General features: G+C 72.9%; 10 protein-coding genes and 2 tRNA genes. All 12 read left to right on the top strand.

All coding sequences use genetic code 11. The features are described 5' to 3' along the window. Positions 1 to 12 precede the first annotated feature (12 nt). Complete coding sequence (locus OG917_RS11355; RefSeq protein ID WP_328317449.1) at positions 13 to 1,764, top strand: LCP family protein; 1,752 nt, start codon at positions 13 to 15, stop codon at positions 1,762 to 1,764. Positions 1,765 to 1,887: 123 nt separating this feature from the next. Beyond that, on the top strand, positions 1,888 to 2,349 hold the full coding sequence (rsfS, locus tag OG917_RS11350; RefSeq protein WP_328321819.1) for a ribosome silencing factor: 462 nt from the start codon (positions 1,888 to 1,890) through the stop codon (positions 2,347 to 2,349). Then, the gene (locus OG917_RS11345; RefSeq protein WP_328321817.1) at positions 2,346 to 2,999 is read left to right on the top strand and encodes a histidine phosphatase family protein; all 654 of its coding nucleotides are present in this window, start codon (positions 2,346 to 2,348) and stop codon (positions 2,997 to 2,999) included. The genes rsfS and OG917_RS11345 overlap by 4 nt, the downstream gene beginning before the upstream one ends. 111 nt (positions 3,000 to 3,110) lie before the next feature. Further along, positions 3,111 to 3,183, top strand: a tRNA-Ala gene (locus OG917_RS11340). Between the two features lie 331 nt (positions 3,184 to 3,514). Then, positions 3,515 to 3,748 (top strand): hypothetical protein, encoded by a 234-nt coding sequence (locus OG917_RS11335; RefSeq protein ID WP_018103228.1) that lies wholly within the window; start codon positions 3,515 to 3,517, stop codon positions 3,746 to 3,748. An 85-nt stretch (positions 3,749 to 3,833) separates the two neighbouring features. Beyond that, positions 3,834 to 3,906, top strand: a tRNA-Ala gene (locus tag OG917_RS11330). Positions 3,907 to 4,370: 464 nt separating this feature from the next. Beyond that, a complete protein-coding gene (leuS, locus tag OG917_RS11325; RefSeq protein ID WP_328317448.1) occupies positions 4,371 to 7,286 on the top strand; it encodes a leucine--tRNA ligase in 2,916 nt (971 codons plus the stop codon). 98 nt (positions 7,287 to 7,384) lie between these two features. Then, complete coding sequence (locus tag OG917_RS11320) at positions 7,385 to 8,167, top strand: hypothetical protein (protein WP_328317447.1); 783 nt, start codon at positions 7,385 to 7,387, stop codon at positions 8,165 to 8,167. A gap of 108 nt (positions 8,168 to 8,275) precedes the next feature. Further along, positions 8,276 to 9,121 carry a DegV family protein gene (locus OG917_RS11315; protein ID WP_328317446.1) on the top strand — a complete coding sequence of 282 codons (846 nt, stop codon included), beginning with the start codon at positions 8,276 to 8,278 and terminating at the stop codon, positions 9,119 to 9,121. A 334-nt stretch (positions 9,122 to 9,455) separates the two neighbouring features. Further along, positions 9,456 to 10,709: a ComEA family DNA-binding protein gene (locus tag OG917_RS11310; protein ID WP_328317445.1), complete on the top strand. Its 1,254-nt coding sequence runs from the start codon at positions 9,456 to 9,458 to the stop codon at positions 10,707 to 10,709. Beyond that, a complete protein-coding gene (locus OG917_RS11305; RefSeq protein WP_328317444.1) occupies positions 10,706 to 13,201 on the top strand; it encodes a ComEC/Rec2 family competence protein in 2,496 nt (831 codons plus the stop codon). Before OG917_RS11310 ends, OG917_RS11305 begins: the two co-directional genes overlap by 4 nt. A 391-nt stretch (positions 13,202 to 13,592) precedes the next feature. Then, positions 13,593 to 14,555, top strand: a complete 963-nt coding sequence (locus tag OG917_RS11300) for an arylamine N-acetyltransferase family protein (RefSeq protein WP_328317443.1) — start codon at positions 13,593 to 13,595, stop codon at positions 14,553 to 14,555. Positions 14,556 to 14,597: the final 42 nt, after the last annotated feature.

The raw sequence follows: 14,597 nt of genomic DNA, 5'->3' as shown, positions 1-14,597 counted from the left end.
AGAGGGGCACCGTTGAACGACCGACAGAACCCGTATGTGCAGTACGACCAGTACGGGCAGCCGATGCAGCTCGTCGGGTACGACGAGTACGGCCAGCCGGTGTACCAGCAGGTGCAGCCGCCTCAGGAACAGCAGCAGCAACAGCCCCGGCACACCGGGCAGCAGTACGACCCGTACGGGCAGCAGCACCAGCAGCAGGCCCAGGGGTACGGATACGACCCGTACGCGCAGCAGCAGCAGTCGCCGCCCGCGCCGTACGACCGCCAGGGCTACGACTACGGGACGGCGCAGCAGCCCGCCGTGGACACCACGCAGCAGTGGATTCCGCAGCAGCAGACCCAGCCCCCGGCGCAGGCCCCGCAGACCCAGGCCCCGCAGGCTGAGTCCGCGCAGTCCCAGCCCTCCCGGCCGCGGTCCCCGCAGCAGCCGGAAGCGGCCCGGCGGGAGCAGCCCCCGCAGGAGCCGCAGCAGCGGGCCGTTCCTGGCCAGCGGCGTCCCGCTCCCGGCGATGACGAGTACCGGACCGAGCAGTTCTCCTTCATCGAGGAGCCCGACGAGGACTCCGAAGACGTCATCGACTGGCTGAAGTTCACCGAGAGCCGCACCGAGCGGCGCGAGGAGGCCAGGCGCCGCGGACGTAACCGTGTCGTCTCGCTGGTCGTCGTACTGGTGCTGGTCGTCGCGGGCGGTGTCGGCTATCTCTGGTACGCGGGCAAGCTGCCGGGCACCGGACCGGGCGACGGCAGTGCCACCGCCTCCGGCGCGCAGCAGCGCAACGCGATAGTGGTCCATCTGCACAACACGAAGGGCGGCGGCACGTCCACCGCGCTGCTCGTCGACAACGTCACCACCGGCAAGGGCACCACGCTCCTGCTGCCCAACTCCCTTGCTGTGTCGAACGACGACGGCACGGCGACCACGCTCGGCAAGTCCGTCGACGACGACGGCTCGGACGGCACCAGGGACGCGCTGGGCAGCCTTCTCGGTGCCAAGATCGGCGGCACCTGGCGGCTCGACACCCCGTACCTGGAGAACCTGGTCGAGCTGGTCGGCAACATCGACATCGACACCGACACCGATGTGCCGGACACCAAGAAGGGCGCCGAGCCCCTGGTGCACCGGGGCAGTGCCCAGACGCTCAGCGGACAGATGGCGGTCGCGTACTCCACCTACCGCGCACCCGGTGAGCCCGAGGCGAAGCAGCTGGAGCGGTTCGGCCAGGTCATGCAGGGCGTCCTGAAGAAGATCTCGGATGTGCCGCAGGCCGCGACGGCCACCGTGAAGAACCTGGCGCAGATCCTGGACCCGTCCCTGACGGACAAGGACCTGGGCGCGTCCCTGGCCAAGCTCGCCGCGCACGCGAAGAAGGGCGACTACACCACGGAGCTGCTGCCCGTGCAGGGCGACGGCACGCTCAGCCCGCAGGCGAGCGCCGGTGTGGTCAAGAACGTCCTCGGCGGTTCGGTGAAGGCGCCGGACCAGGGTGACGCGGTGAGCGTGGGGATCAGCAACGGCAGCGGCCGCGCGGCCGCGACGGAGAACGCCAGGATCGCCCTCGTCAACGGCGGGTACGCGGTCGTGGTCGGCGGTAACGCGAGTACTACCGCGTCGTCGCAGGTCAGCTATGGTGACCCGGCTCAGAAGGCCAAGGCGGACGAAGTGGCGAAGACGCTCGGTCTGCCGGCCGGAGCCGTCCGCAAGGGCAAGCAGGCGGCGAACGCGGACGTGTCCGTGGTGCTCGGGCAGGACTACAAGACCACCTAGGCCCGCCGGCCGCCCCGGGGCCCGGCCGGGGCGGCCGTTCGGCGGCCGGTCATGAAGATTGCGGGACCGTCGGCGGTCCGTGAGACCCTGGGGTACTCCACGACCGCCGACGAAAGCCTGCCAGTGACCGCCACGGACCGTTCCATCGAGCTCATCAACGCCGCCGCTCAGGCGGCCGCCGACCGGCTCGCGCACGACATCACCGCGTACGACGTCAGCGACGTGCTGTCGATCACCGACGCCTTCCTGCTCGCATCCGCGCCCAACGACCGCCAGGTCAAGTCGATCGTCGACGAGATCGAGGAGCGGCTGAACAAGGAGCTCGGCGCCAAGCCGGTACGCCGGGAGGGCGACCGCGACGCCCGCTGGATCCTCCTCGACTACGTCGACATCGTCATCCACGTCCAGCACAGCGAGGAGCGCGTGTACTACGCGCTGGAGCGGCTCTGGAAGGACTGCCCCGAGATCTCGCTGCCCGAGGACGCCGTCAAGACCCGCGGCAAGGCCGAGGAGCACGCCAGGCTCAACGGCACCGACGCCACCGGCGCAGGGGCGGGCGACGACCTGGACGGTGAGCTGAGCTGAACGGCACCAAGGGCGGCCGTGGGCGCCGCATCGTTCTCTGGCGGCACGGCCAGACCGCCTGGAACCTGGAGCGCCGCTTCCAGGGCTCCACGGACATCGAGCTGACCGAGAGCGGCCTCGGCCAGGCGCGCCGTTCCGCCCGGCTGCTCGCGTCGATGAAGCCCGACGCGATCGTGGCCTCCGACCTCAGCAGGGCGGCAGCCACCGCCCAGGAGCTCGGGGCCGTGACCGGTCTGGACATCACGTACGACGCGGCCCTGCGGGAGACCTACGCGGGCAGCTGGCAGGGGCTCACGCACGAGGAGATCATCGCGCGGTTCGGCGAGCAGTACACCGCGTGGAAGCGCGGCGAGCCCGTGCGGCGAGGTGGCGGCGAACTGGAGTCCGAGGTCGCCGACCGGGCCGCCCCCGTGGTGCTCGGTCAGGCCGACGCGCTGCCCGACGACGGCACGCTGGTGGTCGTCAGCCACGGCGGCACCATCCGCACGACCATCGGGCGGCTCCTCGGTCTGGAGTCGCGCCACTGGGAGAGCCTGGGCGGGCTGTCCAACTGCTGCTGGTCGGTGCTGGGCGAGGGCGCCCGCGGCTGGCGGCTGCTGGAGCACAACGCGGGCACCCTCCCCGAGCCGGTCCTCGGCGACGACGACTGAACACCCTCCGGGGGGTGTCCGGGCGGATTTCACTTTCCGGCTGGTCGCAGGCTAAAGTTCTTCTTGTTCGCGCCGCAGGACGCAGAGAATGCAGCGAGCGAAGCGAACAGCGGGGCTATAGCTCAGTTGGTAGAGCGCCTGCATGGCATGCAGGAGGTCAGGAGTTCAATTCTCCTTAGCTCCACAGTTGGATCACGAAATCCCGTCCCCTTCAGGGGGCGGGATTTTTCGTGGCTCCGGGCGGGCTCCCGCGCCCCCGCGGACCGCTGTCCTTCCGCCGACGTCGCCGTCCCTCTTGCGGGGCCATGGCAGAATCGGAGCGCCGGAGGGACGACGGCCTGGAGGGAGAGGGAAGCGCGATGCCCGCGAGCATGCCCGATCGCATCCCCGCCCTGGCCGGCGGGGTCAGCGCCCGCACACGCCCCCACCGCAGGGGCCTGCTCGACTGCCCCCCGCCGCCCGCCCGTCCGGCCTGTCCCGACTGCCCGCCCCGCGGCCACAGCTGGAGCTGACTGATGGGTGCACACAGGAGGAAATGCGACTGGTGCGGCAGTGGTACGCCGATCGTCAGGGACATGGATCCGGTCAACGCCGACTACCAGTACTGGTGCGAGGAGTGCGCGCGGGCGCTGATCATAAAAGGCGACCCGATCGAGACCTACCGTGAGCTGGAGGGGGAGCCGATCTACGGCCGGCTCCTGGAGGAACACTGCACGCTGAAGAGGTTCTACTCCTTCGCCACCGCCTGACTCCGGAACGGATTTGGCGGAGCAACGGGGGACCGGTAATGTTGGCGGAGCCGAGGGGGCAACCCCGCAGAACGGCGGACAGCACGGGGCTATAGCTCAGTTGGTAGAGCGCCTGCATGGCATGCAGGAGGTCAGGAGTTCAATTCTCCTTAGCTCCACAGTGAGACCTCGTAGAGGTACAGGGAAGCGGGTCATCCGAATCGGATGGCCCGCTTTCGTGTGTGCGGGGCCGGGTCGTGCGCGCGGAGCGGCGTTCCCCGTGGGGGCCTGCCCGCCCGGCCCGTCCCGTCTGCTCCCCGCTCCGGCGTGGTCTGTCACCCGCTCCGCCCCGGGGCCTGTTCCCGGCTCCGTCCCCGCCGCACCCCGGCCCGCGGCCCTTGCTGCGACCCGTGCGGGGGCCAGGTGTCCGTACGGGCCGTACGGCTCCTGCGGTACCCTGACGCCATGCGTGCCGTACGCCTCCTGCTTAGTGAGCCGCGCTGATCAGTCCCGACCGACGAAGTGTCCCCGGTCGGCATCAGCGCGGCGTCCCCTCCTGTGCGAGGGGCTTTTTCGTTTGGTGCCACAGGCACCACAGCCATGAGGATCGCGGGCAGAGACGACCGATGGAGCTTTGAGGATCATGACCGAGACGAATTCTTCCCCCGCTGCCGCAAGCGCGGGAGGGCCCTCCTCCGAGGTGGCCGCAGCGCACCGCTACACGGCCGCCATGGCCGCGGACATCGAGGCACGCTGGCAGGACTTCTGGGACGCCGACGGCACGTACGACGCACCGAACCCGGCCGGCGAGCTGGCGGGCGATCCGGCCCTGGCGGCCAAGCCCAAGAAGTTCATCATGGACATGTTCCCGTACCCCTCCGGCACCGGACTGCACGTCGGCCACCCGCTGGGCTACATCGCCACGGACGTCTACGCCAGGCATCAGCGGATGACCGGCCACAACGTCCTGCACACCCTGGGCTTCGACGCCTTCGGGCTGCCGGCCGAGCAGTTCGCCGTACAGACCGGCACCCACCCGCGGGCCTCGACCGAGGCCAACATGGAGAACATGAAGGCCCAGCTGCGCAGGCTGGGACTGGGTCACGACAAGCGCAGGTCGTTCGCGACGATCGACCCCGAGTACTACAAGTGGACCCAGTGGATCTTCGTCCAGATCTTCAACTCCTGGTACGACCAGGACGCGCAGAGGGCCCGGCCGATCGCCGAACTGGCCGCCAGGTTCGAGAGCGGTGAGCGCCCGGTCCCCGGCGGCCGTACGTGGGACGCGCTGACCGCGGTGGAGCGAGCCGACCTGCTGAGCGAGTACCGCCTGGCGTACGCGTCGGACGCCCCCGTCAACTGGTGCCCCGGTCTGGGCACCGTCCTGGCGAACGAGGAAGTGACGTCCGACGGCCGCTCCGAGCGCGGTAACTTCCCCGTCTTCAAGGCGAAGCTGCGCCAGTGGAACATGCGCATCACGGCGTACGCGGACCGGCTGCTGTCCGACCTGGACGCCCTGGACTGGCCCGAAGCGATCAAGCTGCAGCAGCGGAACTGGATCGGCCGTTCCGAAGGCGCCCGCGTGGACTTCGCGGTCGGCGGGGACTCCGGTCCCATCACCGTCTTCACCACCCGCCAGGACACCCTGTTCGGCGCCACGTACATGGTGCTGGCTCCGGAGCACGAGCTGGTCTCCGGCGAGAAGTCGATCGTCCCGGACGCCTGGCCCGAGGGCACGCACGACGTCTGGACCGGCGGACACGCGACCCCCGCCGAGGCCGTCGCCGCGTACCGGGCCTTCGCCACGTCCAAGTCGGACGTCGAGCGGCAGGCCGACGCGAAGGAGAAGACCGGTGTCTTCACCGGCGCTTACGCGGTCAACCCGGTCAGCGGCGAGCAGGTCCCGGTCTTCATCGCCGACTACGTCCTGATGGGGTACGGCACCGGCGCGATCATGGCCGTTCCCGCGCACGACAGCCGTGACTTCGCCTTCGCGCGCGCCTTCGAGCTGCCGATGCGCTGTGTCGTCGAACCGTCCGACGACCGCGGCACCGACCCGTCCGTCTGGGACGACGCGTTCGCCTCGTCCGAGGCGAAGCTGGTCAACTCCAGCGGCGAAGGCATCTCCCTGGACGGTCTGGGTGTCACCGCGGCCAAGGAGCGGATCACCGAGTGGCTGGCCGGGCGCGGTGTGGGCGAGGGCACGGTCAACTTCCGGCTGCGCGACTGGCTGTTCAGCCGCCAGCGCTACTGGGGCGAGCCGTTCCCGATCGTCTACGACGAGGACGGCATCGCCCACTCGCTGCCCGAGTCGATGCTGCCGCTGGAACTGCCCGAGGTGGACGACTACTCGCCGCGCACCTTCGACCCGGACGACGCGGACACCTCGCCGGAGACCCCGCTGTCCCGCAACGAGGACTGGGTCGACGTCGAGCTGGACCTGGGGCTGGGCGACGGCGTCAAGAAGTACCGCCGCGAGACCAACACCATGCCGAACTGGGCCGGTTCGTGCTGGTACGAGCTGCGCTACCTGGACCCGCACAACAGTGAGAAGCTGGTCGACCCGGCCATCGAGCAGTACTGGATGGGCCCGCGCGAGGGCCAGCCGCACGGCGGCGTCGACCTGTACGTCGGCGGCGCCGAGCACGCCGTACTGCACCTGCTGTACGCGCGGTTCTGGTCCAAGGTGCTGTTCGACCTGGGGCACATCTCGTCGGTCGAGCCGTTCCACAAGCTGTACAACCAGGGCATGATCCAGGCGTTCGTCTACCGCGACAGCCGCGGGATCGCGGTGCCCGCTGCCGAGGTCGAGGAGCGGGACGGCGCGTTCTGGTTCGAGGGCGAGAAGGTCAGCCGCGTCCTGGGCAAGATGGGCAAGTCCCTGAAGAACGCGGTCACCCCGGACGAGATCTGTGCGGAGTTCGGCGCGGACACCCTGCGCCTGTACGAGATGGCGATGGGCCCGCTGGACGTGTCACGGCCGTGGGACACCCGCGCCGTGGTCGGCCAGTACCGGCTGCTGCAGCGGCTGTGGCGCAACGTCGTGGACGAGGAGACCGGCGAGGCCGGGGTCACCGACAGCGCCCCCGGTGAGGACACGCTGCGCGCGCTGCACAAGGCGATCGACGGTGTCGGCCACGACATGGCGGGGCTGCGTTTCAACACCGCCATCGCCAAGGTCACCGAGCTGAACAACTACCTGACCAAGGCGGGCGGCCCGGTGCCGCGGACGGTGGCCGAGCAGCTGGTGCTGCTGATCACCCCGCTGGCGCCGCACATCGCCGAGGAGCTGTGGCGCAGGCTGGGGCACACCGGTTCCGTGGTCCACCAGGACTTCCCGGTGGCGGACCCGGCGTACGTCGTGGACGAGACCGTGACCTGCGTCGTCCAGATCAAGGGCAAGGTCAAGGCGCGGCTGGAGATCTCCCCGTCCATCTCGGACGCGGACCTGGAGAAGCTGGCGCTGACCGACCCGGGCGTGATCGCGGCCCTGGGCGGCGCAGGCATCCGCAAGGTGATCGTGCGCGCGCCGAAGCTGGTGAACATCGTTCCGGCCTAGCGTCTCCCCGCGGGCAGGCCGGGGGTTCCGATGGAACCCCCGGCCTGCCTGTTCCGTTTACCGTGGAGGTACCCAGTCCGACAACCGAGGGACGCCCCATGGAAGCCGTGATTCTCGTCCTGGTGCTGCTGTTCCTCGCCTTCATCGGCGCGGGGGTCTACGCGGCCGTGAAGGTGGTGGGCTCGGCGAGGCGGAGCGTGGACCGTACGATCTCGCAGGCCAGGCGCACCGTCGAGGACACCGCGCTGCGCGCGAAGAGCTACGGCCAGCCGGGTGCGGCGGGTGAGGTGGCGCAGCTGAGGCTGTCGCTGCGCACGTCGATGCGCGCCACCCAGGACGCCCTGCACGCGGGCGTGGCCGAGGACGAATCCCTGCGCGAGACCCTGGCCCTCTTCGAGCGGCTCAGCGCGCACGGCCTGGAGCTGGAGGCGGAGCTGCGACGGCTGGAGCGGGAGCCCGACAAGGCCGGACTCGGCCGCCGGCTGCCGGCTCTGCGGGAGCGTACGGAGCAGATCACGCACTCGGCGGACGCGCTCCGCTGGGCCGCCCGGGACCGGGCACGGCGGTTCGCCGACGAGGACCTGATCGCGCTGAACGAGCAGATCGACGTGGAGGCCGGGGCGCTGCGGCACTGGACGACTCCGGCGGCCGACAGCGGCCCGCAGGGGCAGCCGCGACGGCCGGGCCGTGCACGGACGGCCGGTCCCGGGCCTTCGCCCGACGCGAGGCCCTGGTCCTCGGCGGAGGGGGACGAGGGGGACGATCGGGCCGCCGGAGGAAACGCCGCCGCACCCGGGCCCGACGCGATCACCGGCCGGGACCCGAACAGGCAGCAGCGCTACCCCTGGCAGAAGGCCCCCCGCCCGGAGAGCACCCCCTGAGTGACTGCCGAGAGCGCTGCCACCACCGACGCCGCCGCGAGCTCCGCCGACCCCGTCGGTGAGGGGTCGCACTCCCGGGCCCCCGCGCCTGCGGGTAATCTCCGGCTCATGTCCCGCCATGTCGCGATCGTCACCGATTCCACGGCCTACCTGCCGCAGCAGGCGCTGGCGCGGCACAGCATCACAGCGGTGCCGCTGACCGTGGTCCTGGGCGACCGTGCGCTGGAGGACGGTACGGAGACCTCGGCCCGCGCCCTGGCGCTCGCGCTGCAGAAGCGGCGCTCGGTGACCACGTCCCGGCCCAGCCCCGAGGTGTTCGCCACCACCTACCGGGCGGCCGCCGACGCGGGGGCGAGCGAGATCGTCTCGCTCCACCTGTCGTCCGAGTTCTCCGGTACCTACGACGCCGCCGTGCTGGCGGCGCGGGACGCGCCTGTCCCCGTCCGCGTCGTCGACACCGGCATGGTCGCGATGGCCCTGGGGTTCTGCGCACTCTCCGCGGCGGAGACCGCGGGCTCGGGGGGCACGCTGGACGACGCGGTGGCGGCAGCGGAGAAGCGTGCAGGGAGGACCTCCGCGTACTTCTACGTGGACACCCTTGACTATCTGCGCCGCGGCGGCCGGATCGGCGCCGCCCAGGCACTGCTCGGCTCGGCCCTCGCGGTGAAGCCCCTGCTGCAACTCGACGGCGGGCGCATCGAGATGCTGGAGAAGGTGCGGACCGCCTCGAAGGCGATTGCCCGGCTGGAGGAGATCGCCGCCGACCGGGCGGGGGGCGGACAGGTGGACATCGCCGTACACCACCTGGCGGCCCCCGAGCGGGCGGCTGTACTCGCCGACCGGCTGCGAGAGCGTGTGCCTGGACTGGTGGATCTGCACGTCAGCGAGGTCGGCGCGGTCATCGGCGCGCACACGGGGCCCGGTCTGCTCGGGGTTGTGGTCTCGCCCCGCTGAGCGGGGCGGTCGTGGCGGCGCGGTCGTGGCGCGGGGGTCGTCGAGGGGGCGGCTGCTGCGGTGGCCGGTGGTGGCGCGGGGCAGTCGTCGCCTGGGCCGGCGGCTGTGTGCGCGGGCCGGTCGTGGTGTGAGGCGGGCGTGGTGTGGGCCGGTTGTGGTGTGAGGCGGGCGCTGTGCGGGCCGATTGTGGTGTGAGGCGGGCGCTGTGCGGGCCGGTGGTTCTGCCGGCCGGAGCCGCTCGTTCGAGTGGCTGTGTTATCCACAAGTCCCGGCTTCTCCACCGTAATTGACCTTGATCAGCGCGGTGACGCGGGCGTCCCTACTGTCTCGTGCCATGACTCCGCGCACGCTCACGTCACGTTCTGCGACCAGCGGCCCCGGCCGGGCCCCGGCATCGGACGGCCGCGCCCGCCTCGGCCGGCACCCCCGGCGCCCCCGGCAGACCGGCGCGCGCCGCCGTGGCCCGGCCGGGCGCGAGCGGGCACAGCCCGATGACGCGCTGCGCCTTCGTGCCGCGGTGCTCTTTCCGGGCGGGTCGGCGGTCCCGAAGGTCCCCCTGACGGGCGCTCCGACGGGTTCGGGCGGTGCGGCGTCCGATGAGGGTGATGCGCGGGGTGTCGCGGAAGGCGGTGCGCGGAAGGCCGGTGACGCGCCGGGCCGCCGGGTCCCGCAGGGCGGCGTGGCACGGGGGGCCCGCGCGGTGCGGGATGCCGGGGGAGCGCCCCAGGACGAGGGCGCGTCAGGCGACGGCGGGGGGCCGGCCGGTGGCCGTGCGGCTGCGGCTGCAGCCAGGGCGGGGGAGGCCCTGCGTGAGCGGCTGCCGCTCTGGGTGCAGGCACACTGCGGGCTGACGCCCAGGACGCTCGCCGCGCTGGCGGTCGTGCTCGTCGCCGCGGCGGCTCTAGCCCTCCAGCAGTTCTGGACCGGGCGTCCGCAGCCCGTCCGGGCGCCTGCCGTGGTCAGCGCGGGTCTGCCCGCCGGGCCACGGGCCGCTGCGGACGATCGGCTGCCTCCCGGGTCGCGCCCTTCGCCGTCCCCGGGGCCGCCGCCGTCCACGGGACCTCTCCCGGCATCGGGGGCTGGGCCTGCGCAGGCGGGGGCGGCGGCCGCCCGGATCGTCGTCGATGTGAGCGGCAGGGTGCGGCGGCCGGGCATCCAGCGGCTGCCCGCCGGATCGCGGGTGGCCGACGCGCTGCGGGCGGCCGGAGGCGTCAGGGACGGTACGGACACCTCGGCGCTCAACCAGGCGCGGGTGCTGACGGACGGCGAACAGGTGCTCGTCGGGGGCCCAGCCGCAGCCGGGGCCCCCGCGCCCGGAGTCCCGGCGACCGGGGCCACCGGCGGAAGTACGGGCGGTGGTACGGCCGGAGCCACGGGCTCCACGGCGTCCGCCGCGGTCCCGGTCAGCCTCAGCACCGCCACCGTGGAGCAGCTGGACACGCTGCCCGGGGTCGGACCGGTCCTCGCACAGCACATCGTCGACTACCGCACCGAGCACGGCGGGTTCACGTCCGTCGGCGAACTGCGGCAGGTCACCGGCATCGGCGACCGGCGCTTCTCCGACCTCCAGCCGCTCGTACGGCCATGACGCGCGCGGCAGTTCACGCGGCGTCCGGTCACCGGCTCGGCGCTGCCGACCCCCGCCAGGAGGGCCCGGCGGACCTGCGTCTCGTGGGTCCGGCCCTGGCTGCCTGGGCCGCGGCCGCCCTGGCCATCGCGGTTCCGGGGTGGTGGGCGTTCTGTGTCACCGCGGTCTGCCTCTGCGCCGCGGCAGTGGCGGGGTCCGTGGTGGTGGCGCGGGGCCGCGTCCTGCGCGGCGCTCCAGGAGGGGGAGCCGTCCGGCCGGGAGGCCGGCTGAACGCGACAGCGGTGGCCGCCGCTCTGCTGTGCGCCGCCGCGGGAGCCGCGTCCGGCGGGCTGCACGCGGCCGACGTCCGGCGCGGCCCCATCCCCGAGCTGACACACCGGCAGGCCCGGGTGACAGTGGAGTTGACCGTCACATCGGACCCCCGGCCCACGCGTCCCCGGATCCGTGGGGATCACGCCACCCGGCCGTCCGTCGTCCTCGACGCCGATGTGACACGGGTGAGGGCCCCGGACGGTACGACCTCCACGGTCCGCACCCCCGTCCTGGTGATGGCCCACTCGGCCGCGTGGCAGCGGCTGCTGCCGACCACGCGGCTGCGGCTGAGCGCCCGTCCGCAGCCACCGCTCTCCGGCGACCACCGCATCGCGGCCGTGCTCAGCGCACAGGACGGCCGGCCACCGCAGATCATCGGCGCGCCGAGCGGCGTCCAGCGCTTGGCGGGACGCCTGCGCGCCGGACTGCGGAAGGCGAGCGAAGGGCTCGCCCCGGACGCACGGGCGCTGCTCCCCGGGCTCGTGGTGGGCGACACCTCCGGTGTCCCGCCCGATCTCTCCGACGCCTTCAGGACCACCGACCTCACCCACCTGCTGGCGGTGTCGGGCAGCAATCTCACCCTTGTCCTTGCGCTGCTCATCGGGCCACCGGGTACCGCGCTGCGGGCCGAGAGGGGAGGCCTGGCGCCTCGGCTCGGTATCCCGCTGCGGACGACGGCCGTGCTCGGCGGGGTGCTCACCCTGGCCTTCGTCACCGTCTGCAGACCGGACCCGAGCGTCCTTCGGGCCGCTGCCTGCGGGCTGATCACACTGCTCGCGATCGGGACCGGCCGCCGCAGATCCCTGATCCCGGCACTGGCCGCTGCGGTACTGCTGCTGGTGCTGTACGACCCCTGGCTGGCCCGCAGTTACGGCTTTCTGCTCTCGGTCCTCGCCACCGGTGCGCTGCTCACGGTGGGCCCGCGCTGGAGCGCCGCACTGCAGCGGCGCGGAGTGCCGCGGAGGCCGGCCGAGGTCCTGGCTGCGGCTGGCGCCGCGCAGGCGGTGTGCGCGCCGGTGATCGTCCTGCTGGCGTCCCGGGTCGGGCTGGTCGCCGTTCCCTGCAATCTCCTCGCCGAGCTCGCGGTGGGGCCGGCGACGGTTCTCGGTTTCGCCGCCCTCGCGGCGGCCCCTCTGTGGGACCCGGCCGCCACCGTCCTGGCCCACTGCGCCGGTTGGCCGGCCGGCTGGATCGCGGCCGTCGCCCGGGGCGGGGCCGCCCTGCCCGGTGCGGAGATCGACTGGCCCGGCGGGTGGCCCGGGGCCCTGCTGCTCGCAGCGGTGACCGTGGCCCTCGCGGTGGCCACTCGCCGGGCGCGCCGCCACCCCTGGATCAGTGCGGCCTGCGCGCTCCTGCTGCTGCTCGCGATCGTCCGGCCCGCACCGCTCACCCGGGTCGTCACGGGCTGGCCGCCGCCCGGGTGGACGTACGCGATGTGCGACGTGGGACAGGGGGACGCGACGGTGCTGGCGACCGGCGCGGGGTCAGCCGTGGTGATCGACGCGGGGCCTGACCCCCGTCTCGTCGACCGCTGCCTCCGGGCCCTCGGGGTGACTCGCGTCCCGCTGCTCCTCCTCACCCATTTCCACGCCGACCACGTGGCCGGTCTGCCCGGTGTGCTGCGCGGCCGGACGGTCGGCGTGATCGAGACGACCACGCTCCAGGATCCGCCGGACCAGAGCGCGTCGGTACGGCGTGAGGCGGCGGCCGCACGGATCCCCCTCGTGCCTGCGGTGCCGGGGGAGCGGCGCCGGATCGGGCAGCTCGGCTGGCAGGTGCTGTGGCCGCCCGCCGGACCGGAGCCCGCAGGCGAGGGACCGAACGACGCCAGTGTCACCCTGCTGGTCCGCACGGCCGGGCTGACCCTGCTGCTGCCCGGTGACCTCGAACCGCTCGCCCAGCAGGCGCTGTTAAGGGCGTATCCGGGCCTCCCGCGGGTGGACGTGCTCAAGGTGGCCCACCATGGCTCGGCCTATCAGGACCCCGCGCTGCTGCGAGCGCTGAGCCCCCGGCTGGCCCTGATCTCCTGCGGCCGGGACAACCCGTACGGGCATCCGGCGCCGCGTACGGTCGCGTCGCTCCGGGCCGGCGGGGCCACGGTGTTGCGCACGGACACGGACGGCTCCGTCGCCGTGAGCGGCACCGGGCGCGCGCTGCGGGTGATACCGGCGGGCCGCTGACACCCGGGGCCCGGCCTCGCCCGCACGCGGACGGCTCGCACCGCGCGGGCGCCGGTGAGTGGGTGCGAGCGGCGTGTCGGGCGCCGGTGAACGGGTGCGACGGCGTGTCGGCCGAGCCGGCCGAGCCGGGCGCGCCGTGCGGCAGGTCGCGTCCGGCGATCTCTTCAGTCCCCCTCCGGACGGCGAGCCGGGCAACGACGATCTGGGTGCCCGGTATCCCGTTCGCCCGTTCGCCGGCTCCGGGACGTGGACGAGGGCGGCGTCCCGGAGCCGTACGCGTCCCGGGCGGGCGGTCTGGGCGCACGGTGTCCGCGCTGCCCGGTGCGCGGGCAACCGGCCTCGCGCCGCCCGGCGCCTGGCGTACGGCCGTGCGCGGCACGAGACTGCCTCCATGGACAGATCGCCGGAAGACCGGCCGGGTCCCCCCACGGGCGCGCAGGACGGGGGCAGCAGGGTGCCCCCGGTGCCGGACCTCGCCCAGCAGGCGGCGGTGCCCGTGGGGTCTGCCGGGGTGCCCGCCGGACAATCCGGGGTGCCCGCCCGGCATGCCGCGGGCTCAGCCGGGTCGCCCGCCTGGGTGGCCGGGTACCTCCGGCGTATCGGGGCAGACCGCCCGGCCGTGCCGGACTCGGCAGCCCTCCGCGAGCTCCAGCTGTGTCACCTGCGGACGGTGCCGTTCGAGAACCTGTCGATCCATCAGGGCGAGGACATCGTCCTCGCCGACGCACCGCTCATCGACAAGATCGTCGGTGCCCGGCGGGGCGGCATCTGCTACGAACTCAACGGCGCCTTCGCGGCGTTGCTGCGGGCGCTCGGATTCCGGGTGACGCTGCTCCAGGCCCGGGTGCACGGCGGCGACGGCGGTCTCGGTATCCCGTACGACCATCTCGCCCTGCGGGTCGGGACGGCCGGCGGTACCGGCCCCTGGCTCGCCGACGTCGGGTTCGGCGACCACAGTCACCACCCGCTGGAGCTCGGTGCGCGGGGCGGCCTGCCGGATCCGGCAGGCACGTTCCGGATCGTGACCACGGCCGACGGCGACCTCGATGTCCTGCGCGACGGAAAGCCGCAGTACCGGCTGGAAACGCGCCCGCGTGAACTGGCCGACTTCGCGGCGGGGGCCTGGTACCACCGGACCTCTCCCGCCTCCCACTTCACCCGGTCACTCATCTGCTCGCGACTCGGCGCCCACGGCCGGATCACGCTCAGCGGCACGAAGCTCATCACCACCGTGCGCGGGCAACGGCGCGAGCAGACGCTGGAGAGCGACGCGGCCGTTCTCGCGGCCTACCGCGACCATTTCGGCCTGGAGTTGGACCGGGTGCCGGTGCGGAAGAGCATCACCCCCGAGTGAGCACAACTCGTGACAGCAGCTCGCCAACCGCCCTTACCAGCG

The sequence above is a fragment of the Streptomyces sp. NBC_00388 genome (genome assembly GCF_036061255.1).
Taxonomy (GTDB): Bacteria; Actinomycetota; Actinomycetes; order Streptomycetales; family Streptomycetaceae; genus Streptomyces.
This window is presented reverse-complemented; position numbering and strand designations above follow the sequence as displayed.